This is a genomic window from Streptomyces sp. RPA4-2 (assembly GCF_012273515.2).
Lineage (GTDB): Bacteria > Actinomycetota > Actinomycetes > Streptomycetales > Streptomycetaceae > Streptomyces > Streptomyces kaempferi.
On the sequence record NZ_CP050975.2, the window covers coordinates 5,883,796 to 5,906,881 of the forward strand.

Annotated in this window: 21 protein-coding genes and 2 pseudogenes; 16 read left to right on the plus strand and 7 right to left on the minus strand. The window is 72.3% G+C overall.

What is annotated here, in order from left to right; all coding sequences use genetic code 11:
• Nucleotides 1–85 precede the first annotated feature (85 nt).
• The 5 genes from HEP85_RS25865 (at nt 86) to HEP85_RS25885 (ending at nt 5,949) form a co-directional block, all read left to right on the plus strand.
• On the plus strand, nt 86–2,317 hold the full coding sequence (locus tag HEP85_RS25865) for a hypothetical protein (RefSeq protein ID WP_369657837.1): 2,232 nt from the start codon (nt 86–88) through the stop codon (nt 2,315–2,317).
• Nucleotides 2,318–2,484: 167 nt separating this feature from the next.
• Complete coding sequence (locus HEP85_RS25870) at nt 2,485–3,411, plus strand: ABC transporter ATP-binding protein (protein WP_211118066.1); 927 nt, start codon at nt 2,485–2,487, stop codon at nt 3,409–3,411.
• Nucleotides 3,408–4,148 carry an ABC transporter permease gene (locus tag HEP85_RS25875; RefSeq protein WP_168530072.1) on the plus strand — a complete coding sequence of 247 codons (741 nt, stop codon included), beginning with the start codon at nt 3,408–3,410 and terminating at the stop codon, nt 4,146–4,148. Before HEP85_RS25870 ends, HEP85_RS25875 begins: the two co-directional genes overlap by 4 nt.
• Nucleotides 4,145–5,338, plus strand: coding sequence for a histidine kinase (locus HEP85_RS25880; protein WP_168530073.1), 1,194 nt, complete (start codon nt 4,145–4,147; stop codon nt 5,336–5,338). The genes HEP85_RS25875 and HEP85_RS25880 overlap by 4 nt, the downstream gene beginning before the upstream one ends.
• Complete coding sequence (locus HEP85_RS25885) at nt 5,335–5,949, plus strand: response regulator transcription factor (RefSeq protein WP_168530074.1); 615 nt, start codon at nt 5,335–5,337, stop codon at nt 5,947–5,949. The genes HEP85_RS25880 and HEP85_RS25885 overlap by 4 nt, the downstream gene beginning before the upstream one ends.
• A 26-nt stretch (nt 5,950–5,975) precedes the next feature.
• On the opposite strand, the gene HEP85_RS25890 is transcribed toward HEP85_RS25885, so the two are convergent.
• Both HEP85_RS25890 and HEP85_RS25895 read right to left on the minus strand, forming a co-directional pair.
• Entirely contained in the window at nt 5,976–6,827 is an 852-nt protein-coding gene (locus tag HEP85_RS25890) for a transglutaminase-like domain-containing protein (protein ID WP_168530075.1), read from the minus strand.
• Between the two features lie 17 nt (nt 6,828–6,844).
• A complete protein-coding gene (locus tag HEP85_RS25895; protein WP_369657838.1) occupies nt 6,845–8,038 on the minus strand; it encodes a GNAT family N-acetyltransferase in 1,194 nt (397 codons plus the stop codon).
• Nucleotides 8,039–8,178: 140 nt separating this feature from the next.
• Between HEP85_RS25895 and fdxA the strand changes: the two genes are divergently transcribed.
• Nucleotides 8,179–8,499 carry a ferredoxin gene (gene fdxA / locus HEP85_RS25900; RefSeq protein ID WP_018089397.1) on the plus strand — a complete coding sequence of 107 codons (321 nt, stop codon included), beginning with the start codon at nt 8,179–8,181 and terminating at the stop codon, nt 8,497–8,499.
• Nucleotides 8,500–8,629: 130 nt separating this feature from the next.
• Nucleotides 8,630–9,721, plus strand: coding sequence for a bifunctional succinyldiaminopimelate transaminase/glutamate-prephenate aminotransferase (locus tag HEP85_RS25905; RefSeq protein WP_168530076.1), 1,092 nt, complete (start codon nt 8,630–8,632; stop codon nt 9,719–9,721).
• A gap of 80 nt (nt 9,722–9,801) precedes the next feature.
• Here the strand turns inward: HEP85_RS25905 and HEP85_RS25910 are convergent, their stop codons facing one another.
• The gene (locus tag HEP85_RS25910) at nt 9,802–10,248 is read right to left on the minus strand and encodes an ATP-binding protein (RefSeq protein ID WP_356010824.1); all 447 of its coding nucleotides are present in this window, start codon (nt 10,246–10,248) and stop codon (nt 9,802–9,804) included.
• Between the two features lie 352 nt (nt 10,249–10,600).
• Nucleotides 10,601–11,623 (minus strand): heavy metal transporter, encoded by a 1,023-nt coding sequence (locus HEP85_RS25915; RefSeq protein WP_168530078.1) that lies wholly within the window; start codon nt 11,621–11,623, stop codon nt 10,601–10,603.
• Nucleotides 11,624–11,732: 109 nt separating this feature from the next.
• Here HEP85_RS25915 and dapE point away from each other — a divergent pair.
• Nucleotides 11,733–12,811: pseudogene (dapE, locus tag HEP85_RS25920) on the plus strand (succinyl-diaminopimelate desuccinylase).
• A gap of 107 nt (nt 12,812–12,918) precedes the next feature.
• Nucleotides 12,919–13,677: a TIGR00730 family Rossman fold protein gene (locus HEP85_RS25925; RefSeq protein WP_168530080.1), complete on the plus strand. Its 759-nt coding sequence runs from the start codon at nt 12,919–12,921 to the stop codon at nt 13,675–13,677.
• Between the two features lie 182 nt (nt 13,678–13,859).
• Here HEP85_RS25925 and folP read toward each other — a convergent pair whose 3' ends face one another.
• Nucleotides 13,860–14,720 carry a dihydropteroate synthase gene (gene folP / locus HEP85_RS25930; protein WP_369657839.1) on the minus strand — a complete coding sequence of 287 codons (861 nt, stop codon included), beginning with the start codon at nt 14,718–14,720 and terminating at the stop codon, nt 13,860–13,862.
• 162 nt (nt 14,721–14,882) lie between these two features.
• Between folP and HEP85_RS25935 the strand changes: the two genes are divergently transcribed.
• Both HEP85_RS25935 and HEP85_RS25940 read left to right on the plus strand, forming a co-directional pair.
• On the plus strand, nt 14,883–15,239 hold the full coding sequence (locus HEP85_RS25935) for a DivIVA domain-containing protein (protein ID WP_168530082.1): 357 nt from the start codon (nt 14,883–14,885) through the stop codon (nt 15,237–15,239).
• Nucleotides 15,236–15,820, plus strand: a complete 585-nt coding sequence (locus tag HEP85_RS25940; protein ID WP_168530083.1) for a DNA-3-methyladenine glycosylase I — start codon at nt 15,236–15,238, stop codon at nt 15,818–15,820. The genes HEP85_RS25935 and HEP85_RS25940 overlap by 4 nt, the downstream gene beginning before the upstream one ends.
• A 57-nt stretch (nt 15,821–15,877) precedes the next feature.
• On the opposite strand, the gene HEP85_RS25945 is transcribed toward HEP85_RS25940, so the two are convergent.
• Entirely contained in the window at nt 15,878–16,681 is an 804-nt protein-coding gene (locus HEP85_RS25945) for an enoyl-CoA hydratase/isomerase family protein (RefSeq protein ID WP_168530084.1), read from the minus strand.
• Nucleotides 16,682–17,055: 374 nt separating this feature from the next.
• On the opposite strand from HEP85_RS25945, the gene HEP85_RS25950 reads away from it, so the two are divergent.
• Nucleotides 17,056–17,223 (plus strand): DUF3117 domain-containing protein, encoded by a 168-nt coding sequence (locus HEP85_RS25950; protein ID WP_003966491.1) that lies wholly within the window; start codon nt 17,056–17,058, stop codon nt 17,221–17,223.
• A gap of 163 nt (nt 17,224–17,386) precedes the next feature.
• On the opposite strand, the gene HEP85_RS25955 is transcribed toward HEP85_RS25950, so the two are convergent.
• On the minus strand, nt 17,387–18,085 hold the full coding sequence (locus HEP85_RS25955; RefSeq protein WP_148010317.1) for an O-methyltransferase: 699 nt from the start codon (nt 18,083–18,085) through the stop codon (nt 17,387–17,389).
• Nucleotides 18,086–18,324: 239 nt separating this feature from the next.
• On the opposite strand from HEP85_RS25955, the gene sigE reads away from it, so the two are divergent.
• From sigE to HEP85_RS25975, 4 genes and pseudogenes are all read left to right on the plus strand, one after another.
• On the plus strand, nt 18,325–19,026 hold the full coding sequence (gene sigE, locus HEP85_RS25960) for an RNA polymerase sigma factor SigE (RefSeq protein WP_168530085.1): 702 nt from the start codon (nt 18,325–18,327) through the stop codon (nt 19,024–19,026).
• A 71-nt stretch (nt 19,027–19,097) separates the two neighbouring features.
• Nucleotides 19,098–19,958: pseudogene (locus HEP85_RS25965) on the plus strand (anti-sigma factor); the annotation flags it as partial.
• A 191-nt stretch (nt 19,959–20,149) separates the two neighbouring features.
• Nucleotides 20,150–22,210, plus strand: a complete 2,061-nt coding sequence (locus HEP85_RS25970; RefSeq protein WP_168530087.1) for a S1C family serine protease — start codon at nt 20,150–20,152, stop codon at nt 22,208–22,210.
• A 231-nt stretch (nt 22,211–22,441) separates the two neighbouring features.
• Nucleotides 22,442–22,903, plus strand: a complete 462-nt coding sequence (locus HEP85_RS25975; RefSeq protein ID WP_168530088.1) for a sec-independent translocase — start codon at nt 22,442–22,444, stop codon at nt 22,901–22,903.
• Nucleotides 22,904–23,086 lie beyond the last annotated feature (183 nt).

Genomic DNA, 23,086 nt, shown 5'->3' on the forward strand with positions numbered 1-23,086 from the left:
ACGGCCAGTATGGTGGTGCGCGCCGCCGAGCTGCCCGAGATGAGGTCGAGTAAACGGGCGGCGGAGCCAACCGGGAGAACCTGCCTTGAGTCGTGAAACTGACAGTTCGTCCTCCGGGCCCAACGGGCGCGGTGGAGCCGCGTACCCGTCGGGGACGCCCCCTTACGGGACCCCCATGGCTTCCGATATCGGTGCCGACGCGGGCCGTTCGGCCGGCGGCACGCCGCCGGAGGAGCGCAAGACCGAGACCACACTGACGACACGGATCCGGATCAACATCCCCGGATCGCGGCCCATCCCGCCGGTCGTCGTCCGCACACCGGTCGGGGACGCCGACGTGCCCGCCGAGCCCGCGGCCCCCGCGGGACCGCCCGCGGAGACGCAGCGCGCCATAAGTCCGCCGGCGGCCGCGGCCCCCGCGACCGACGGTGCGGGCGAGGCCGGGGAGAAGTCCAGCGACTGGTTCGCACCCCGCAAGTCCGGCGCGCCCAAGGGCGGCCCGGGCGGCGGGTCCACCAACGGTGCGGGCCTGCCCGGCGGTTCGGGTCCGGCGTTGCCGCCGGGCACGGGTGCTCCGGGCGGCCCGGGAGCCGGCGGCGCACGTCCGGGTGCTCCGGGCGGCAACGGCGCCGGTCCGCTGGGCATCACCGGCGGGGTCCGCCCCGGCGGAGCGAACATCCCCCGTCCTGGCGGGGGCGGCGGCACCAACGGCGCGGGTCTTCCCGGCGCCACCGGCGCCGGACCCGTGGCCCCCGGCCACGGCGGCGGCACCGGTTCCTTCGACGTCTCCGCGGCGCTGGGCAACACGGCGTCCTTCCCGGCCATCGGCACCGACGGTCCGGGCGGTCCGGCCGGCAACGGTGGTCCGGGCGGTCCGGGCGGCGAACCGCGCCGCGACGACCTCCCGTACTTCGCGGAGAACTTCTCCGACAACGGCATGGGCGGCCCGGTGGGCCCGACCGGCGGTCCGGTCACCGGAGACGGCCCGCTGGTGCCCCCGGCCGGCCCCGGCGTGGCTCCGGGCAGCCTGGCCGCGGGTGGCCCTGGTGGCCCGCGTGGTCATGGCGGACCGGGTGGACCTGGCGGTCTCGGTGGGCCGAGCACGGGGACCGGCTATTCCGGGGGCGGTCTCAGCGACGACACCGCGATCCTCACCCCGCAGAAGCCCGCGCCCGACCCGGGCGGCCACGGCTACGGCGGCCCCGGGGGCAACGTCTCCGGTCACACCCTGACCAGTGGCATCCCCGTCGTGCCGGCCGCCCCGAACTCCCCGTTCGGGCCGGGCACGCACACCGACGGCCCGCTGCCGCACACCCCGCCGAGGGCGTCCGCGCCGGCCCCGAAGCCGGCCGCGCCGTCCAAGCCGGCCAAGAAGAAGGGCCGCAACAAGCCGGCCCTGCTGGGTGTCCTCGTGGTGGTCCTGGCCGGTGGTGCCTACGGCGCAGGGCTTCTGATGAACCACTCGGACGTGCCCAAGGGCACCACCGTGCTCGGCGTCGACATCGGCGGCGGCACCCGTGACGAGGCCGTCAAGAAGCTCGACGACGCCTTCGGGGCCCGTATGAACAAGCCGCTCAAGCTTGCGGTGAACGGCACCACCGTCTCGCTCAAGCCGGACCAGTCCGGGCTCCAGCTGGACAGCCAGGCCACCGTCCGCGCCGCCGCGGGCAGCGACTACAACCCCGTCTCCGTGATCGGCTCGCTGTTCGGCCAGAAGCGCGTCGTCGAACCGGACATGCCCGTCGACAAGGAGAAGCTGCAGGCCGCCCTGGAGCGCGTCGCCGGCGGCTCCGGCTCGGCGAACGACGGCACGATCAGGTTCGAGTCCGGCAAGGCCGTCGCGGTCTACGGCAAGACGGGCAAGGGCGTCGACGTGGCGGCCTCCACCCAGGCCGTCGAGGACGCGTACCGCACGCAGGTCGAGACCGGCGCCGCCACCCCGGTGAAGGTCGCCACCACGACCCGTCAGCCGACCGTCTCGGACGCCGAGGTCGACCGGATGATGGCGAAGTTCGCCCAGCCCGCGATGTCGGCTCCCGTGACCGTGCGGACGGACGTGGCGCACTCGATCCCGCTGAGCCCGCAGAAGTCGCTGTGGAAGTTCCTCAGGGTGACGGCCACCGACGGCAAGCTGGTCGACAAGCCCGACCTGAACGCTCTGAAGGCGCTCTACGGCCAGACGTTCGACGGTGTGCTCATCGCCCGGGGCAACGGCGAGAAGACGCCCGTCACGCCCCAGGACGTCTACGGCGCCCTGCGCCAGGCGCTGATGAGCAAGACCGACCGGATCGCGGTCATCGCCACGAACCCGAGCTAGGCCCGTTTTGACCGCACGAGGGGGGCGTCCACCGGGCGCCCCCCTCGCCGTGTCCGCCACCGGGCCCGTCACCGGTCTCGTCACCCGGTTCGTATGACATCTGTCATCCGGCACTCGGGACCGCCGACACTGCCGGGCACGGGGTCCCCGCCGCCACCATGGTCGGCATGACAACGACAGCGGCACCGCCCACCACCCCGGTGGTCGGATTCGACCAGGTGACCAAGACGTACGGCAGTGTGCGCGCCGTGGACGGGCTCACGCTCGACCTGCACCCGGGTGAGACCGTCGCCCTGCTGGGGCCGAACGGTGCGGGCAAGTCGACCACCCTGGACCTGCTCCTCGGCCTCAAGCACGCCGACAGCGGCACCGTCCGGGTGTTCGGCACCAGCCCCCGTGAGGCCATCGTCGGCGGCCGGGTGGGCGCCATGCTGCAGAGCGGCGGCCTGATGGACGAGGTGACGGTCGTCGAACTGGTCAAACTCGCCTGCCAGTTGCACCCGAAGCCGTTCAGGGTCACCGAGGTGCTGGCCCGCGCGGGTATCTCGCAGATCGCCGACCGCAAGGTCAACAAGCTCTCCGGCGGCCAGGAACAGCGCGTCCGCTTCGCGCTCGCCACCGCCGGGGCCAACGATCTGATCGTGCTCGACGAACCCACCACGGGCATGGACGTCTCCGCCCGCCAGGCCTTCTGGGCCACCATGCGCGAACAGGCCGAACAGGGCCGGACCGTGCTGTTCGCCACGCACTACCTGGAAGAGGCCGACGCCATCGCCGACCGGGTGCTCGTGCTGCACCGGGGCCGGCTGCTGGCCGACGGCACCGCCGCCGAGATCAAGGCGAAGGCCGGCGCCCGCCGGATCGCCTTCGACCTGGAAGACCCCATCGACGAGACCGCGCTGCGGGCCCTGCCCTTCCTGACGACGATCGACGTCTCCGGGCACACCGTCCGCATCCAGTCCTCCGACGCCGACGCGACCGTGCACGCGCTGTACGGGCTCGGTCTCTACCCCCGAAATCTCGAAGTCGCCGGACTCGGCCTGGAGCAGGCCTTCGTCGCCATCACCGCCGCCGAGGAGGCGAAGTCGCAGTGAACAGCCTCATCCGGCTCGAGATCACCCGGGCCCTGCGCAACAAGAAATTCCTGTTCTTCTCGGTGATCTACCCCTCGGCCCTGTTCCTCCTGATCGCGGGCAGCGCCGACGACACCACCAAGGTCGACGGCACCGGGCTCACCCTGCCGACCTTCTTCATGGTCTCCATGGCCTCCTTCGGGGCGCTGACGGCCGTCCTGATGGGCAACAGCGAGCGGATCGCCAAGGAGCGCGAGAGCGGCTGGGTACGGCAGCTCAGGCTCACCACGCTGCCCGGCCGCGGCTATGTGCTGGCGAAGACCGCCAGCGCCGCCGTCATCAGCCTGCCGTCGATCGTGGTCGTCTTCGCGGTCGCCGCCGCCGTGAAGCACGTACGGCTGGACGCCTGGCAGTGGCTCGCGCTCACCGGCGCGATCTGGGCGGGCAGCCTCGTCTTCGCCGCGCTCGGCGTGGCGGTCGGCTATCTGGCGAGCGGTGACGCGGTCCGTCCGATCACGATGATCCTGTACTTCGGACTGTCGGTGCTCGGCGGTCTGTGGATGCCCACGACCACATTCCCCGACTGGCTGCAGAAGATCGCGTCCTGGCTGCCGACCCACGCGTACGCTGCCCTCGGGCGGTCGATCGAGCTGGGCGACGCCCCGCACGCGAAGGACCTCGCCATCCTCGCCGTGTCCTTCCTCCTCTTCGCGGGCGGCGCGGCCTGGCTGTACCGGAAGGACACGCTGAAAGCGTGAGCAGCGTCGGCATCGGGCAACCCCCGCGGAACCACAGGCAACGGTTGGTCAAGGCCGTGTGGACGGGCATCTGGCTCGTCTATCTGAGCGCGCCCGTCAGCGACCTGGTGCACGGCGGCCACAGCACCGGCGTCGTCGTGCTCGGCTGGATCGGCCTGGTGGTCTTCGTCGCCTGGTACGGGGTGCTGGTCTTCCGTACCGGCCGCGGCGAGGCCACCCCCCTGGTGCTGGGCTCGCTGGTGGTCCTGGCGGCCCAGTCCGGCCTCCTCGCCCTCAGCCTCGGGCGGGAGTGGCTCGTCCTGTTCGTGTACGTCTCGATCGCGTCCGGGGCCGTGCTCCCGCTGCGGATGTCCCGCTGGGCCATCCCGGCCGTGTCGGCCCTGCTGACGGCGATCGCGCTGGCGGTCCCGGGCGGCAAGGCGTATCTGGCGGGGCTGCTCATCCCGGCCTTCCTCGGCGGGTTCGCGATGACCGGCGTACGCGAACTGGTCCGCACGACGATCGCGTTGCGCGAGGCCCGCGCGACGGTCGCCCAACTGGCCGCGAACGAGGAGCGCCTGCGGCTGGCCCGGGACCTGCACGATCTGCTCGGCCACTCGCTGTCGCTCATCACGCTCAAGAGCGAGCTGGCCGGACGGATGCTCCCCGGCCAGCCCGAGAAGGCGGCCCAGCAGGTCGCCGACATCGAACAGGTCAGCCGGCAGGCCCTGGTCGACGTGCGCGAGGCCGTCACCGGCTACCGCAGGCCCCGGCTGTCCGGCGAACTCGCGGGCGCCCAGGTCGCGTTGACGGCGGCCGGTGTCACGGCGGACCTGCCCACCGAACCGGACCTCGCCGGTGTCGTCGGCGCCGCCGGCGTCGCCGAGGAGACCGAGTCCGCGCTGGCCTGGGCGCTGCGCGAGGCGATCACCAACGTCGTACGGCACAGCGGGGCCCGGCGCTGCGCGGTGGAGCTCGTGCGCCGCCAGACGCTGGACGGCCCGGTGCTCGAACTGGTCGTGGAGGACGACGGGTCGGGCGGTTCCGGCGACGGCCCCGGGAACGGGCTCACGGGGCTGACCGAGCGCCTGGAGAAGGCCGGCGGGACGCTGGAGGCGGGCCGGGTGCGCAGGGGCTTCCGGCTGGTCGCCCGGGTGCCGGCCGAGGCCCCTGCCGACGCCGGGGGGCACCCCGTAGGATCCGGTGCATGAGCCGCACGATCAAGGTCCTGCTCGCCGAGGACCAGTCGATGGTCCGCGAGGCGCTGGCGGCCCTGCTGGGCCTCGAACCGGACATCGAGGTGGTCGCCCAGGTGGCACGCGGCGACGAGGTGCTGGCCGCGGCGCGCGCGAACGACGTCGACGTGGCGCTCCTCGACATCGAGATGCCGGGCAAGACGGGCATCGAGGCCGCGGCCGAGGTCCACAGGGAACTCCCCGGCATCAAACTGCTCATCCTCACCACCTTCGGACGCCCCGGCTATCTGCGCAGCGCCATGGAGTCCGGCGCCGACGCCTTCCTGGTCAAGGACGCCCCGGCGGCCCAACTCGCCACGGCGGTGCGCAAGGTGCTCGCCGGTGAGCGCGTCATCGACCCCGGCCTCGCGGCCGCGGCCCTCGCCGAGGGCGCCAACCCGCTGACCGACCGCGAGCGCGAGGTGCTGCGCGCGGCGGCCGACGGTTCCACGAACGCGGAGCTCGCCAAGGCCCTTCACCTCTCCCAGGGCACGGTCCGCAACTACCTCTCCACGGCGATCCAGAAGCTCGCGGTCCGCAACCGCGCGGAGGCGGTACGGATCGCGCGGGAGAAGGGCTGGCTGTAGGCCGGGTCCGCGCCTTCGCGGCGGCCTCAGTTGAGCATCGCCCGCGCCGCCCGGGCCTGCCCCCGTACCCGCTCCGCGGTCGGCGGATCCACCGCGGTCACGACCTCCGCGTACGCGTCCAGTTCCACCGCGCCCGCGAGGAAGTCCCCGCGCTGCACCAGGAGTTGCGCCCGGTCGTAGCGCAGCCGGGCCGGGTGCGAGGGCATCAGCAGGCACAACTCGACGGCCCATAGGGCCACATCCGACCGCTCCGGCCGCACGGCCGCCCATGCCCGGACGTTGTTCAGGACCCGTACGACCACGTCGAGCGGATCGGCGGGACCCAGCATCGACGGCTGCAGGGGCGCACCGGTGGCGCCCTGCACGAGCAGCTCGGCGTCCGGGCCGCTCAGCACCCGGCCGCCGTCGAAGGGATCGGCGAGCACCTGCTCTTCGGGCGGTCCGAAGCCCACCACGAAGTGCCCGGGCAGAGCGACCCCGTACACCGGGGCCCCGGCCCTCCTGGCCACCTCCACCCACACCACGGACAGCAGGATGGGCAGCCCCCGGCGCCGCCGCAGCACCTGGTGCAGCAGTGACGACTCGAGCCGCTGGTAGTCGCCGGGCGCGCCCCGGAACCCGCAGCGCTCGCCGAGCAGTCCGGCCAGCGCCGTGGCCCAGGAGCGTGGTCCGCCGGGCCGGAACGGCAGCTGTCCGGCCAACTCGTCCAGCTCGATCTGCGCCGCGTCGATCCCCGCCTCGTCCAGCTCCCCGTCCGCCGCGGCCCCCACCAGCAGACACAGCAGCGCCAGATCGGGCCGCTCGGACCGCGCCTCCTCGGCGAACAGCCGCCGCACCTCCGCGGCACGCTCCGGCTCCGGCGGACGAGGGGAACCCATGGCGTCCTCGCCCCCCGTCACGCCGACGCGGAGCGGTCGCCGCCGTCCACGGGGAGTGCGCTGTGCGAGCGGTCGGTTCCGGGATCGCCCGGGGCGTCGTGCGTGCCGCCGGGTCCGGAGCCCCGTGCGGTGGCGCGCGTGTCGTCGGCTCCGGTCCTGGTGGGGCGGCCGGGCGTGTCGTCGGCTCCGGTCCCGGTGGGTCCGCCGGGCTCGTCCGGTGTCCGTGGTGCGCGGTAGTGGTGGTACGCGTGATGCGGGGCGAAGCCCAGGCCGGTGTACAGCGCCCGCGCTCCCGTGTTGTCCGACTCCACCTGGAGCCAGGCCGCCGAGGCGCCCTCCTCCAGGGCCCGGCCGGCCAGCGCGGCCATGACGGTGGTGGCAAGGCCCCGTCGGCGGTGCGCCGGATCGACCTCGACGGCCGCGAAGCCGGCCCACCGCCCGTCCACGACACACCGTCCGATCGCGGCCGGCGCCTCACCGGCCGTGCCCGGAACCGTCGCGAACCACACCGAGGGCCCGCCGCCCAGCACCTTCAGGGCGACGTCGCTGAGCCCCTTGCGCTGATAGCTGCCCAGCCACGCGGCGTCCGCGGTGCGGGACAGGACGACGTCGGGTGCCGCACGGTCGGCGAGGGGGGCCAGCGGGCCGACCCACAGCCCGGCCGTCACCTCACGCGTCCAGCCGCGCGCCTCCAGCTCCGCGCACAGCGCCTCCTGCGTGCCCTCGGCGCCGGTGGCGGTCTGCACGCGCGCGGGCAGCCCACGGGCCGCGTACCAGTCCCGTACCCGGGTCAGCGCCTCGTCCAGCGGTACGCCGGGCTCGCCGAGCGGCAGCACGGAGTTCGCACGCCGGGTGAAACCGGAGGCCGCCCGCAGCTCCCAGTCCCCGAGCCGTTCGCTCTCCACCGGCCGCCAGGCACGCGCGGCGGCCCGCGCCAGCTCCTCGTACGTCGCCGCGGGCCCGCGGCGACGCGCCGGGGCGGCCGGGACGACCTTGCCCGCCACCAGCGCGGACTCCGGAATCCGGACACTCTCCCCGCCGCGTCGTGTGATCAGCAGCACGCCGTCGTCCCATGATGTGAGAACGCCTACCGTGTCGGTGAACTTCTCACCCGCGCCACCATCTTCGATCATCTGCCGAACAGAGACGCGTTTGCCCACGTCAGCAGTGGTGATATGGACCTTGAGCCGTCCGGCCGCAGAGATTTCCACAGGTCAGTTCACCCCTCCTGTTCGGATCATGCCCCGGAACGGAGATACTAGGTGCGGGCATCGACGACGCCGCGCTCCCGCGCGCCAGGCGGCGGAGCCTACGGAGGCCCGCCAGCGCCCTATCGAGGAGGAACGACAGCGTGACCTACGTCATCGCGCAGCCTTGTGTCGACGTCAAGGACAAGGCGTGCATCGAGGAGTGCCCGGTCGACTGCATCTACGAGGGCTCCCGGTCCTTGTACATCCACCCGGACGAATGCGTCGACTGCGGAGCCTGTGAGCCGGTGTGCCCGGTCGAGGCGATCTTCTACGAAGACGACACTCCGGAAGAGTGGAAGGACTACTACAAGGCGAACGTCGAGTTCTTCGACGAACTCGGCTCGCCCGGCGGCGCCAGCAAGCTCGGTCTGATCGAGCGCGACCACCCCTTCATCGCAGCGCTGCCGCCGCAGAACCAGTAAGCGGCCCGCACACGCGCCGCCTCGGTCCCGTACGGCCTCATCGCCGTACGGGACCGAGGCGTTTGCCGTGGCAGTCCGTGACCGTCACACGTACGGGTGGTCGTCCGTACGAGAAAGTGAGCCCGATCCCGTGTCCGCAGTCTCCGACCGGCTTCCCGCGTTTCCCTGGGACAAGCTGGAGCCCTACAAGGCGACCGCCGCCGCTCACCCGGGCGGCATCGTCGACCTCTCCGTCGGCACCCCGGTCGACCCCGTGCCCGAGCTGATCCAGAAAGCTCTCATCGCGGCCGCGGACTCGCCGGGCTATCCCACGGTGTGGGGCACCCCCGAGCTGCGGGACGCGCTCACGGGCTGGGTGGAGCGACGGCTCGGGGCCCGCGGGGTCACCCACCACCACGTGCTGCCGATCGTCGGTTCCAAGGAACTGGTCGCCTGGCTCCCGACCCAGCTGGGCCTCGGCCCCGGCGACAAGGTCGCCTACCCGCGCCTGGCGTACCCGACGTACGAGGTCGGCGCGCGGCTGGCCCGCGCGGACCACGTCGGCTACGAGGACCCCACCGAGCTGGACCCCACGGACCTCAAGCTCCTGTGGCTGAACTCCCCGTCGAACCCGACCGGCAGGGTGCTCTCCGCATCCGAACTCACCCGGATCGTCGCCTGGGCCCGTGAGCACGGCGTCCTCGTCTTCTCCGACGAGTGCTACCTCGAACTGGGCTGGGAGGCCGACCCGGTCTCGGTCCTGCACCCGGACGTGTGCGGCGGCTCGTACGAGGGGATCGTCGCGGTCCACTCGCTCTCGAAGCGCTCGAACCTGGCCGGCTACCGCGCCGCGTTCCTCGCCGGTGACCCCGCCGTCCTCGGTGAGCTCCTCGAGATCCGCAAGCACGGCGGCATGATGACGTCCGCGCCGACCCAGGCCGCCGTGGTCGCCGCCCTGTCGGACGACACCCATGTGCGCGAACAGCGTGAGCGCTACGCCGCGCGCCGTGTCGCCCTGCGCGAGGCCCTGCTGCGCCACGGCTTCCGCATCGAGCACAGCGAGGCGAGCCTGTACCTGTGGGCCACCCGTGACGAGTCCTGCTGGGACACCGTGGCCCATCTGGCGCGGCTCGGCATCCTCGTCGCCCCGGGCGACTTCTACGGCCCGGCGGGCGACAGGTTCGTCCGCGTGGCACTGACGGCGACGGACGAGCGGGTCGCCGCGGCGGTGGAACGCCTCTAGGGCGTGTCACGGAAACGGCGGAGGGACCCGGGAAACCTCCCGGGTCCCTCCGCCGTATCGCGGTCCTACGGACCGTGGGGTCAGCCGAGCGGCAGGCCCTTCAGGGGCAGCTGTCCCGTCGGCAGGCCGCCCTTGGTCACGGCGTCGGTCGGCAGGCCGCCGCCCGTCGCCGTCTTGGCGGTGTCACCGAGCAGGCTCCCGGCCTGCCCCGCCGTGGTCCCGGCCACCTTCTGCGCGGCCGGCGTCGCCGTCTTGGCGACCTTGCCGCCGGTCCTGCCCGCGGCCGGCACCGCCTTCTTGACCGTGTTGCCACCGGTCGTGCCCGCCAGCCCGGTGACGTTCTGCGTCGCACCGTCGACCGTGTTGCCGACGTGCGCTCCGTCCAGGGCGGTGAGCCCGCCGAGGTCGGGAGTGGCCGGCAGTGCGGTCGCCGCGCCGGCGGAGCCGGCCGCACCGACCACGGGCGCCGCTCCCGCCGCGATGAGCAGCGCGGCACGGGCGATCCGGCGGGTCAGGGGGAGGGACATGATGCTCCTTAGACGGGAGAGAACGGTGAAGTGTCCGATCGCGCCCGGGAGTTGACGGCCGGCCTCCGACCGGCCGGCTGCCGGTCGAGCCGTGATCGTTCCGGGCTCGGACGCAGTGACTACCGCTCGAAACCCGCGAAGGTTGCGGTGACTCGACGCAAAGAATTGGTAATGCGTCGCATTATCATCTGTGGATAAAAACGGGCAAAGAACACCCGACCGGATAGTCTGCTGAATCCTTACGGCCCTTTGTCCGCAAGGGATCCGACGGATTCGGGCATGCCCGCGCGAAAACCCGCTCATCCCGGTGCCTGGCGCTGCCGCGCGTCCCTCTGAAGGGTGACGCTCCGTACTACTGCGCGGTGACGATACGGACCTCGGTGGCGGCTTCCTTCGCCGCCGGGGCGCCCTGGGTGCCGGACCTGAGCCACTCGCCCTCTCTGCGCCCGGCCGTCCACTCCCGCCCCGCGTAGGACACCCGCTCGATGTGCAGCGCCGAGGAGTTGGCCACGGCCCAGTGCGCCAGCTCCCAGCCGCGCACACCGGTCCCGGTGGAGGCGTCCTCGCGCACGGGCACGGTGACGGTCCGCGCGGACACGGTCGAAGAAGGGGAACCCGATGCCGGTGCCGACGCCGGTCCGGACGCCGCCGAGGGCGATGACGACGTGCCGTCCGGCGCGGAGGAGTCGTCCTGGGCGGAGATGTCGGCACCCGCCTCCTGGAGCACCTCGTGCCCGAAGTCGCGCACGAGAGCGGCACGCACCGAGTCAGGGCCGCCGACCGGCGTCGCCCCGGGACGCCCCTCGCAGGTCAGGGTGGCCGCCGCGCGACCGGTGAGGGCCGCGGCCAGCATCGTGGCGTCCGGCTCGTGCTTCGCGTACGCCTGCGGATAGCCGCTGCGCTGCACACGCTGCGCGGCGACGGTGAGCGGCAGCCGTGTGTAGCCCGGCACCTTGGTCAGATGCTCGTAGAACACACCGGCCGCGTACGTCGGGTCCATGATCTCTTTCGTCGTGCCCCAGCCCTGCGAGGGCCGCTGCTGGAACAGGCCGAGCGAGTCCCGGTCGCCGTGCTTGATGTTGCGCAGATTCGATTCCTGGAGCGCGGTCGCCAGGGCGATGGCCACCGCGCGCTCGGGCAGGCGGCGGGAGGTGCCGACCGCCGAGATGGTCGCCGCGTTCACCGCCTGATCGGGTGTGAACTCGTACGACGCGTCGTCGCCCTTGCCGGAGACGACCCGGCAGCGCGGCTCACCGGCTCCCCCCGTGAGGTACTGCACGGCGAGATAGCCCGCGAGCGCGAACAGGACCGCGACGGCCGCTCCGAAACGAAGGAGGCGACCGCGCCGGGCGGGGGTGGGGGACGGCTCTGGCACGACGTACAAGGTACTGGAGGACTCTGTTGACGGTGTGTGAGGTTGTGGACAACTGTGATGTGAACCGCGACGCCCGGTGCCCACGGGACGGGGCGCTAGGGTCGGGGACATGGCCGACACCCCACTTGACCTCACGCTCGACGCCGCCGAGCTCACCGCGCGGCTCGTCGACTTCCCCTCCGAGAGCGGCAGCGAAAAGCCCCTCGCGGACGCCATCGAGGACGCCCTGCGGGCGCTGCCGCACCTCACGGTCGCCCGGTACGGAAACAACGTCGTGGCGCGGACGAACCTGGGGCGGCCCGAGCGTGTGATCCTCGCCGGTCACATCGACACCGTGCCCATCGCGGGCAACGTGCCCTCCCGGCTCGACGAGGACGGCGTGCTGTGGGGCTGCGGCACCTGCGACATGAAGTCGGGTGTGGCGGTACAGCTGAGGATCGCGGCCACGGTCCCCGCCCCCAACCGCGACCTCACCTTCGTCTTCTACGACAACGAAGAGGTCGCCGCCCACCTGAACGGTCTGAAGCATGTGGCGGAGGCCCACCCCGACTGGCTGGAAGGCGACTTCGCGATCCTCCTGGAGCCGACGGACGGGGAGGTGGAGGGCGGCTGCCAGGGCACCCTCAGGATGTTCCTGAGGACCACGGGGGAGCGGGCGCACTCCGCGCGGGCCTGGATGGGTTCCAACGCGATCCACGCGGCGGCCCCGATCCTGGCGAAGCTCGCCGCGTACGAGCCGCGCACGCCGGTCGTGGACGGCCTCCGCTTCCACGAGGGCCTCAACGCCGTCCGCATCGAGGGCGGCGTGGCCACCAACGTCATCCCCGACGCCTGCACCGTCGTCGTCAACTTCCGCTACGCGCCGGACCGCACCGAGGCGGAGGCGGAGGCCTTCGTCCGCGACTACTTCGCGGACTGCGGCGTGGACGAGTTCGTCGTCGACGACCACACCGGCGGGGCCCGCCCCGGCCTGACCCACCCGCCGCCGCGGCCTTCATGGCGGCCGTCGGCGGTGAGGCCCGCCCCAAGTTCGGCTGGACGGACGTCGCCCGCTTCAGCGCGCTCGGGGTGCCCGCGGTGAACTACGGACCCGGCGCCCCGCTGCTCGCGCACAAGGAGGACGAGCGGGTACGGGCCTCGGCCGTCCCGGAGGCCGAGGAGCGGCTGCGGGCCTGGCTGGCCTCCTGACGCGGGGGCGCACCACCACGGTGCGCGGCGGACATGCGCATGTCCCCCCTCCGTAACCCCCTGAGATCTACCCTGGGGCTGAACAATTGCAAGCGGAGGGAGCGCACATGGCTACTGGCAACCCCGAGGGCAAGAAGCGGCCACCGGAGGAGCAGCGGCTGGGTCCGGTGCTGCGCAGGCGGGGCCAGGTCCAGGCGAGTACCACGGACCAGCGGCTGCTGGACGCCGGCGGACCCTCGGACTGGGTGCACACCGACCCCTGGCGGGTCCTGCGCATCCAGTCGGAATTCATCGAAGGCTTCGGCACGCTCGCCGAACTCCCCGCCGCGATCAGCGTGTTCGGCTCCGCCCGGACGCCGGTGGACTCTCCCGAGTACGAGGCGGGTGTCGCGCTCGGACGAGGGCTGGTCGAAGCCGGGTTCGCCGTCATCACGGGGGGTGGGCCCGGTGCGATGGAGGCCGCCAACAAGGGCGCGTGCGAGGCCAAGGGCATCTCCGTCGGCCTCGGCATCGAGCTTCCCTTCGAGCAGGGGCTGAACCAGTACGTCGATATCGGGCTGAACTTCCGATATTTCTTCGTCCGAAAAATGATGTTTGTTAAATATGCCCAAGGGTTCGTGGTGCTGCCCGGTGGGCTCGGCACCCTCGACGAACTCTTCGAGGCCCTCACCCTCGTCCAGACCCAGAAGGTGACCCGCTTCCCGATCGTCCTCTTCGGGACGGAGTACTGGGGCGGGCTCGTCGACTGGCTCAAGAACACCCTCATCGCCCAGGGCAAGGCCTCCGAGAAGGACCTCCTCCTGTTCCACCTCACGGACGAGGTGGAGGAGGCGGTGGCCCTGGTGTCGAAGGAGGCGGGCCGCTGACGCGGGTGTCCTGGGGGCTGCCGCCCCCAGACCCCCGCTTCGGCCTGAACGGCCTCGTCCTCAAACGCCGGACGGGCTGACATACCCAGCCCGTCCGGCGTTTGAGGACGAGCCCTTCGGGCGATGCGGGGGTCCAGGGGGCGCAGCCCCTTGGCGGGCTCCGCCCCGGAGGCAGGGGGCGGCTACGCCAGGCCGCGGCGGGCGACCGCCGGCGGCCGGTGGCCCGCGATCGACGCCACCATGTCAAGCACCTGCCGCGTCTCCGCGACCTCGTGGACGCGATACACCTGCGCCCCCAGCCACGCCGAGACCGCGGTCGTCGCCAGCGTCCCCACCACCCGCTCCTTGACCGGCCTGTCGAGCGTCTCACCGACAAAATCCTTGTTGGAGAGCGAGACGAGCACCGGCCAGCCCGTCCCGACCATCTCACCCAGCCTCCGCGTCGCCTCCAGACTGTGCCGCGTGTTCTTTCCGAAGTCGTGCCCGGGATCGATCAGCACGGACTCCCGCGCGACCCCCAGCGACACGGCCCGCTCGGCCAGCCCGACGGTCACGCCCAGAATGTCGGCCATGACGTCGTCGTACGCGATCCGGTGCGGACGCGTCCGCGGCTCCGCACCTCCGGCATGCGTGCACACCAGCCCCACCCCGTACCGCGCCGCGACCTCCGCGAGCCGCGGATCCACCCTGCCCCACGCGTCGTTGAGCAGATCCGCCCCCGCCTCGCAGACCGCCTCGCCGACCTCGTGCCGCCAGGTGTCGACGCTGATGATCACGTCGGGGAAGCGGCGTCGGACCTCGGCGACGAAGCCGACCGTACGACGGGCCTCCTCCTCGGCGGTGACCTCCTCGCCGGGACCGGCCTTGACCCCGCCGATGTCGATGATCGCGGCCCCCTCGGCGATCGCCTGTTCCACCCGGGCGAGCGCCGGCTCGTCGTGGAAGGTGGCTCCCTGATCGTAGAAGGAGTCCGGGGTCCGGTTCACGATGGCCATGATCACCGGCTCGTGCGGGTCGAATTCGTGCTTCCCCAGCCTGAGCATCCCCTGTGACCTCTCCCTGTGAATCCCACTGCTTAGCCGCCTGCGACCCTAGCTGTCAGACTCGCATGGCACGATCGGAGTCCGACGGTTCCGCCGTCACCGAGCTTCAGTACTTTCGCGCCGACGCGACCGCGTCGGCACCAGAGCGTGGGGACCTCAGCGATGTTCATGTTCTTGTTCCTGGTCGTCGCGCTCGCCGTCGTGGTCGCCGCGGTGACCCTGGCCGTGGTGGGCGGCGGCGAGAGCGCGCCCCTGCCCGAGGCGACGCCCGACCGGCTGGACGATCCGCTGCCCGCCGCCCGGCCGGTGAACCGCGCGGACGTGGAGTCCCTGCGGTTCCCGCTCGCCGCCCGCGGCTACCGCATGGCGGACGTGGACGACGCCCTCGGCCGCCTCGGCGCCGAGCTCGCGGAGCGTGACGCCCGGATCGCCGGCCTGGAGTCCGCGCTCGCCGGCGCCCGCGCGGACACCGCCCGGCCCACCTCGCTGCACAAGCACGTCGAGGGCGAGGAGCGTTGAGCGACGCCGTCGCCGGTCCCGACGGCGCCCTGCGCTGCCCCTGGGCGCTGTCCACCGAGGACTACGTGTCGTACCACGACGAGGAGTGGGGCCGCCCGGTCCACGGCGACGACGCGCTGTACGAGCGGCTCTGCCTGGAGGCCTTCCAGTCGGGCCTGTCGTGGATCACCATCCTGCGCCGCAGGCAGGGCTTCCGGGCCGCCTTCGCCGGCTTCGAGATCGCCTCGGTGGCCGCCTTCACGGACGCCGACAAGGAGCGTCTCCTCGGCGACGCGGGCATCATCCGCAACCGCGCGAAGATCGAGGCGACCGTCGCCAACGCGCGCGTGCTGACCGACTGGGCGCCCGGCGAGCTCGACGAGCTGATCTGGTCCTTCGCGCCCGACCCGGACACCCGCCCGGCCCCGGCGAAGCTGTCCGACGTCCCGGCGGTCACCGACGAGTCGACGGCCCTCTCCAAGACCCTCAAGAAGCGCGGCATCCGTTTCGTGGGCCCGACGACGGCGTACGCCCTGATGCAGGCGTGCGGCCTGGTCGATGACCACCTGGTGGACTGCGTCGCGCGCAAGGACACCCTGTAGGAGCGTCGGGGGCGGCGGGCCGACCGTGGCCGGCCCCCCGCCCCCGCTCGCGACCCGTCACCGCCCCAAGTACTTGGGCTTCTCCTTGTCGACGAACGCCTGCACCGCGATCAGATGGTCCTCTGACGCCCCCGCCCGCGCCTGCAGCTCGTCCTCCTTCTCCAGCGTCTCGTCCAGAGAGTGGGTCAGGCCGTACGCGACGGCCTCCTTCAGCGCGGCGTACGCGACCGTCGGCCCCGCGGCCAGCGCCCGCGCCACCTTCTCCGCCTCCGCGCGCAGTTCCCCGGCGGGCACGAGCCGGTTCGCGATGCCCAGCTCGTACGCCTCCTGCGCGGTGATGCTGCGCGGGAAGAGCAGCAGGTCGGCGGCGCGCCCCGGGCCCACGACCCGCGGCAGCGTCCAGGAGACCCCGGAGTCTGCGGTCAGCGCCACCCCGGCGAACGACGTGTTGAAGGCGGCCGTGTCGGCGACGATCCGGTAGTCCGCGGCGAGCGCGAAACCGAGACCCGCACCGGCCGCGACACCGTTGACCGCGGCCACCACGGGCTTCGCGGCGCCGGTCAGGGCGCGCACGATCGGGTTGTAGTGCTCGCGCACGGTGCTCATGGTGTGCCTCGACCCCGACTCCTTGTCGGCGGCCAGCAGCCCGATGTGCTCCTTGAGGTCCTGCCCGACACAGAACGCCCGGTCACCGGCCGCGGTGAGCAGGATCGCCCGCACCTCCGGGTCCGCAGCGGCCTTCTGCGCCGCGTCCCGCAGGGCGACCTTCGTACCGGTGTCCATCGCGTTCATCGCCCCGGGGCGGTTCAGCGTGATCGTCGCGAGTCCGTCGCTCACCTCGTAGAGCACGGTGTCGGCCATGATGGGTCCCCTCGGTGTCGCGGCTCCGTCGTACCCGTCGGTACGCCCTGCGTCCGAGGACAGCATGCAGGACGACGGAGCGGAGATCACGGTCCGAGGAACGGACAGGACATGTGACCTGCGTCAAAGAATTCCGAGCCGTGAGAGTCCATGCGGCGGCGCAGTATCGCAGCCACATCGCCGAATTGAGTGGTTTTGCTCAAGCGCGTTGCGCAAGCGATGCCGACTGATGTTGGTCATCGGGTCCTGAGATGCGGGATAATGGCCTGGAAGCAATGTGTTCGATGCCGGTGACGTGTGTCCTATGAGAGGACGTGCGTGCCCTCCAAGGGGCCGTCGGCGACGATGAGCTGGTTTCAGGAAGGGGAACGAGCATGGCGGCCATGAAGCCGCGGACGGGCGATGGCCCGCTCGAGGTGACAAAGGAGGGGCGGGGCATCGTCATGCGCGTTCCGCTCGAAGGCGGCGGTCGGCTCGTCGTCGAGCTGACCCCTGACGAGGCCGACGCGCTCGGCGACGCCCTCAAGAAGGTCGTCGGCTGACGCGGAAGCGACCATACCTTTTCACCTGCCCCGGCATCGTAAACGGTGCCGGGGCAGTGGTGCGTCAAGGGCGGACCCACTGCCCGCCACTTTGGCATCGGTGCAGGTCAGGGTCGTGTCGGAGCGAGGCAGGGCGGGTCGGGCGGGTGCCCAGTGGTGCGGATCAGCGCTTGACGGCGCACAGCAGGCCGTCGCCCACCGGGAGCAGTGAGGGCACCAGGTCCTGGCTCTCCCGCACCGCGCGCAGCAGCTCGCGCAGCCGGCCGACCTCCGCCGGCTGCGGGCCCGAGTCCATGGTGCGGCCGTCCGCGAACACGCCCTCGAAGGCGACGAGCCCGCCCGGCCGCAGCAGGCGCAACGATTCAGCGAGGTAGTCCAGGCACTCCAGACGGTCGCCGTCGCAGAAGACGAGGTCGTAGCCGGCGTCCGCGAGCCGGGGGAGCACGTCCAGCGCTCGGCCGGGGATGAAGCGGGCGCGGTTGCTCGCGAAGCCCGCCGCGCGGAAGGCCTGGCGGGCGAACTGCTGGCGGTCCGGCTCCGGGTCCACGGTGGTCAGTACCCCATCCGGCCGCATGCCGTGCAGCAGATGAATTCCGGAGACGCCGGTCCCGGTCCCGATCTCCGCCACCGCTTTCGCGTCCACCGTGGCGGCGAGCAGGCGCAGCGCGGCGCCCGTGCCGGGCGACACCGAGCGCAGGCCTGCCTCGCGGGCCCGGTCGCGGGCCCAGCGCAGCGCCTCGTCCTCGGCGACAAAGGCGTCGGCGAACGCCCAGCTCGTCTGCCGGTTGCCGGTAATGACCCTCTCCTGTCCCCGTGGTTGCCTGGGCGTGACTGTATCCGTTGGTGCCGGGAACCTGCTGATGGGACCGGGCGTTTAGAGGGATGGGGAAACGGACCGGGGGGAAGCGCATGGATCAGGTCGCGGAGCGGGAGGCGGAGCGAGGTGCCGAGCACGTGCTGACACAGCCATATGAGCGCGTATCAATTTCCCGTAAAACCGCTTATCCGGAGCTAACGGGCGAGGTGGCTATGGTAGGGGCTCCACTGGACACCACCAGAGCCGACAGGGGAGGTGCGGCTGCGCCTGTGGATCGGGGACGGGTGCTGAGGCGCCTGCTGCGATCGGCGGGTGAGCCGAAATCCGTGACCGACATCGCTGACACGTTCCATGCTGCTGCCCCCGCGCAGACCGCGACGTTCACCACCGACGCGGAGTCGCAGGCGTGGACTCCGCCCACCTGGGAGGAGATCGTCAGCACGCACAGCGGCCGGGTCTACCGGCTCGCCTACCGCCTGACGGGAAACCAGCACGACGCCGAGGACCTCACCCAGGAGGTCTTCGTCCGTGTCTTCCGCTCCCTGTCGACCTACACGCCCGGCACCTTCGAGGGCTGGCTGCACCGCATCACCACCAACCTCTTCCTGGACATGGTGCGCCGAAAGCAGCGCATCCGCTTCGACGCCCTCGGCGACGACGCGGCCGAGCGTCTGCCCAGCCGCGAGCCCTCCCCGCAGCAGGTCTTCAACGACGCGCACTTCGACGCGGACGTCCAGCAGGCGCTGGACACCCTCGCGCCCGAGTTCCGCGCCGCCGTCGTCCTCTGCGACATCGAAGGACTGTCGTACGAGGAGATCGCCGCCACCCTGGGCGTCAAGCTCGGTACGGTCCGCAGCCGGATCCACCGTGGTCGCTCGCAGCTGCGCAAGGCCCTCTCGCACCGGTCTCCCGAGGCCCGTGCCGAGCGCCGCGGCTTCGCGATCACGGGAGTTCCCGCGCTGGGAGGAGGGGGCGCGACCGCGTGAGTGGATCACGGCCTGACTCTGCGGAGCGGCTTGTTGCCGACCAGCATCTTGGGGACCGCCTGTCCGCCCTCGTGGACGGGGAGCTCGGTCATGAGTCGCGCGAGCGCGTCCTGGCCCACCTCGCCACCTGTGCGAAGTGCAAGGCCGAGGCGGACGCCCAGCGCCGACTGAAGAACGTCTTCGCGGAAGTCGCCCCTCCGCCCCCCTCCGAGAGCTTCCTGGCCCGTCTCCAGGGACTGCCCGGGGGAGGTGACTTCGACGGCGGTGATGGCTCACCGTTCGGCGGGGGAGCATTCGGCGGAAGACTCCCCTCCGGTCCCGGAGTGACCGGAGTCTTCGGCGTGCGCGGCGAACCCTTCGGGTACGTGCCCGCCGCGCCGCACGCGGATGTGCTGCCGCCGTCCGCCGGACGTGGCTTCCGCATCCATGACGTCAGCCGTCACGAGGCAGAGAGGTCCTCCTCGCGTGGTCTGCGCTTCGCCTTCGCCGCGGCCGGCGCGGTGTCGCTCGCCGCGGTCGCGCTCGGCGGGGTGTCGACCGGGATGCCCGGTGACACCGCGGACGCGCGCGGCGGCTCCGGCGGAAGCAACGTGACACCGATGCGCACCCCCGGCTCGGGGACCGCGACGGCTCCCGAGACACAGCGCCGCCGCTCCACCGGACCGCTGCTCGCCCAGGGCCAGCGCGCGTTCGGTGACGCCCCCGTGCAGCCCACCGAGGTGTCCGCGCCGCTGCTGCCCGGAATCCCCGCTCCGGCGCCCCAGGGCCAGGACATGATGCACACGCTGACGACCCCCGTGGTGGCCGGCGCCGCCGTGATGTCCCCGCTGATACGTCCGCTCACCGAGGTGCGGCCGGCCGTGTCGGCCTCCTGGTCGATGGCGCCCGACGTCGCGACCCCGGGTCTGCTCGCCGCCCCCGTTCCGGCCTCGTCCCCTCCTCCTCCCCGTCCCTCTCCTCCCGTACCGCCCGCTGACCCACTCTCTTCGCCGCGACCCCGGAACCTGGTTGAATCCGGGGTGGGGCGCGTCCGCCGGAGGGATCCAGGGGTTCCCGGACGCGGATGTCGGCAATCTGCGGTGACCGTCGGCGAGCTGTGCCGCGGGCCGGGTGTGGGGAGAACATGGACGACGGGAAGCCGACCAAGGCGAAGTGGTGGAGCCGGCCCCGGCCGGTACCCCCGGTGGCCGGAGAGGTGGGCTCGGCGGGCGTCCGCCCGCCCGGTGGCGGCATCGGCCCTGAGGGCGACTTCGAGCGCGACGGCGACTTCGAGCGCGACGGCGATTTCGAGCGCGACGGCGATTTCGATCGCGACGGCGACTTCGAGCTGCAACGGCCCGTGCCCGCCCCCACGGCCGACGCACCGGACGCACCGGGCACCGGGACGTTCGCCGAAGGGTCCGCCATCGAACCCGCGTCCCTGGACCCCACGGAGCGCCCCGGGCCCCTGCACGACCCCGACCCCTACGGCACCCCGCCGTACGGCGAGCCCGGCCCCTGGGCACCCGCCCCTCCGGTCCAGCACCCGGCGATCACCCCGGCACACGGCACCCCCGCCCCGGCGCCCACGCGGGCGCACGGACCGGCGGCTCCCACGGGTGCCGGCGGTCAGGGAACGCCCGCCTCCGCGGCCACGCCCATCACACCCACGCACGGCGTCCCCGCCCAGCCGGTCACCCCCGCGCGGGGAACACCGGCCCCCACGTACGGCGCACCCGCCCCCGAGGTCACCTCCGCGTACGAGACGCTTAGCTCCGGCGGGCGGCATCGCGTACGAAACGCCGGACCTCGCCCACGAGACGCCATCCCGTCGGCCGGCGCCGCGTACGGCACCCCCGACCCCATTGCCGGTGACTCGCGCGGCGCGTCCGCCCCGGTGGCCGTCTCCGGGGCCGGGACGGGTGTCCCGGCGGGAACCCCGGCCCCGGGGGCCTCACTGCCCCCAGGGGCGCCTCCAGCCCCGTACACGACCGCTTCCCGTCCCGCTCCGAGCCCCTGGCAGAACTACGACCCCTGGGCCGCTCCCGGGCCCCTCCAGCAGAACGGCGCGGCGGTCGGCACGGGGACGCGGCGCCGCGGGGGCGTCAGGAGGGCGCTGGTCCTCGGGGCCGTGCTGATCGCCGTCGTCTCCGGCGGTGTCGGCGGCGCCGTGGGCGTCTATCTGGAGCGCGACGGCGGGACGGGGGACATCGAGCTGCCCCAGGCCGCGAAGGAGGCCCCTGGAAGGCCCGCGGGCAGTGTCGCCGGGATAGCGGCCCGCGCCCTGCCCGGCGTCGTCACGCTGCATGTGCGCGGCACCGACGAGGAGGGCACCGGCACCGGCTTCGTCCTCGACACCCGGGGCCACATCCTCACCAACAATCACGTGGTCGAACCGGCCGGCACGCGTGGCGGGATAACCGTGACGTCCAGCGGCGGCGAGAGCGCCAAGGCCACCGTCGTCGGGCACGACAGCGGCTACGACCTCGCCGTGGTCGAGGTGTCCGGGGTCGGCGGACTGCGGCCGCTGCCGCTGGGCAACTCCGACAGCGTTCAGGTGGGCGACCCCGTCGTCGCCATCGGCGCGCCCTTCGACCTCGCCAACACCGTCACCTCCGGGATCATCAGCGCCAAGGAACGGCCCATCACGGCGGGCGGCGACAAGGGCGACGGGAGCGACGTCTCGTACGTGGACGCCCTGCAGACCGACGCGCCCATCAACCCGGGCAATTCCGGCGGACCCCTGCTCGACTCCCGGGCGCGGGTGATCGGCATCAACAGCGCCATCCGCTCCGCCGACAGCGCCGCAGACCCGCAGGCCGGTCAGGCCGGTTCCATCGGGCTCGGTTTCGCCATCCCCGTCAACCAGGCCAGGCGCGTCGCCGAGGAGCTGATCAACACGGGCCGGGCGACCCACCCGGTGATCGGTGTCACGCTCGACATGGCCTACACCGGCGACGGCGCCCGGGTCGGTACGAAGACGAGCGGCGGCCCGCCGGTCACCCCGGGCGGTCCCGGCGCCCGGGCGGGGATCAGGGCGGGCGACGTCATCACCGAGGTCGACGGGCTGCGCGTGCACTCGGGGAAGGAGCTGATCGTGCGGACCCGCGCCCACCGCCCCGGCGACCGGCTGCTGCTGACCCTGCGGCGGGGCGGTGGCCGTGAGCGGATCACCCTGGTCCTCGGCTCGGCCGACGGCGACTGACGGTCCCGGACCGCGGCTCACCTCGACGGACGACAACTGACATGAACGTCACAGCGGGGGCCCGCATCCCGCCCCGAGCGGCAAACTTCCGGGAAAACTCGACGTGTACAGGGACCCGGAGGGCCCGGGACAGTTCCGGACGGACGGGATCGCCGGGTACCGTGGACCGGGCCCGGACCACGGAAGAACCGCCGAGGGCCGAGGACCGAAGGACATCGCAAGGAGCTTCAGGTGTTCAATGACATAGGACCGCTCGAGCTGGTGGCGCTCGTTGTCCTCGCCGTGCTCGTCTTCGGTCCGGACAAGCTCCCGAAGATGATCCAGGACGTCACGCGCACCATCCGCAAGATCCGTGAGTTCTCGGAGAGCGCCAAGGCGGACATCCGTGAGGAACTCGGCCCGGAGTTCAAGGACTTCGAGTTCGAGGACCTCAACCCCAAGACGTTCCTGCGCAAGCAGCTGGACAACGACGAGCTGGGGCTCAAGGAGATCCGTAACGGCTTCGACCTGAAGAAGGAGATGGCCGAGGTCACGGACGCGGTGCACAGCCGTGAATCCGAGTCGTCGAGCTCCGCTTCGGGTTCAGGGTCAGGGTCGGGTTCCGGCTCGGCCGGCTCAACCGTGGACATGACCAAGAAGCCCGAGAAGCCCGGCCAGGACGAGCGCCCGCCCTTCGACGCCGACGCCACCTGAGCCGTACCCCGACCGAGGCGGGTCAGGGGTCCGGGGCCGGGCGACACGGCCGGAAATCGATGGCGGCCGCGACCCACGCGACGGGTGCTTTCCGTGCTGCTCGGAGCGGTGTGGCTATGCTGCCCAGTTGTTGTGCGGACCGCTGAGGACGCCCGAGGGGGGCGGGCCACCCGGTCCGACGAG

What these genes read in the sequence shown, in the direction of transcription:
- HEP85_RS25950 (WP_003966491.1), top strand. Translation starts at nt 17,056, where the DNA reads ATGGCGGCCATGAAGCCGCGGACGGGCGATGGCCCGCTCGAGGTGACA.
- folP (WP_369657839.1), bottom strand. Translation starts at nt 14,720, where the DNA reads ATGCTCAGGCTGGGGAAGCACGAATTCGACCCGCACGAGCCGGTGATC.
- HEP85_RS25925 (WP_168530080.1), top strand. Translation starts at nt 12,919, where the DNA reads ATGGCTACTGGCAACCCCGAGGGCAAGAAGCGGCCACCGGAGGAGCAG.
- HEP85_RS25945 (WP_168530084.1), bottom strand. Translation starts at nt 16,681, where the DNA reads ATGGCCGACACCGTGCTCTACGAGGTGAGCGACGGACTCGCGACGATC.
- HEP85_RS25885 (WP_168530074.1), top strand. Translation starts at nt 5,335, where the DNA reads ATGAGCCGCACGATCAAGGTCCTGCTCGCCGAGGACCAGTCGATGGTC.
- HEP85_RS25910 (WP_356010824.1), bottom strand. Translation starts at nt 10,248, where the DNA reads ATGTCCCTCCCCCTGACCCGCCGGATCGCCCGTGCCGCGCTGCTCATC.
- HEP85_RS25870 (WP_211118066.1), top strand. Translation starts at nt 2,485, where the DNA reads ATGACAACGACAGCGGCACCGCCCACCACCCCGGTGGTCGGATTCGAC.
- HEP85_RS25890 (WP_168530075.1), bottom strand. Translation starts at nt 6,827, where the DNA reads ATGGGTTCCCCTCGTCCGCCGGAGCCGGAGCGTGCCGCGGAGGTGCGG.
- HEP85_RS25970 (WP_168530087.1), top strand. Translation starts at nt 20,150, where the DNA reads ATGGACGACGGGAAGCCGACCAAGGCGAAGTGGTGGAGCCGGCCCCGG.
- HEP85_RS25935 (WP_168530082.1), top strand. Translation starts at nt 14,883, where the DNA reads ATGTTCATGTTCTTGTTCCTGGTCGTCGCGCTCGCCGTCGTGGTCGCC.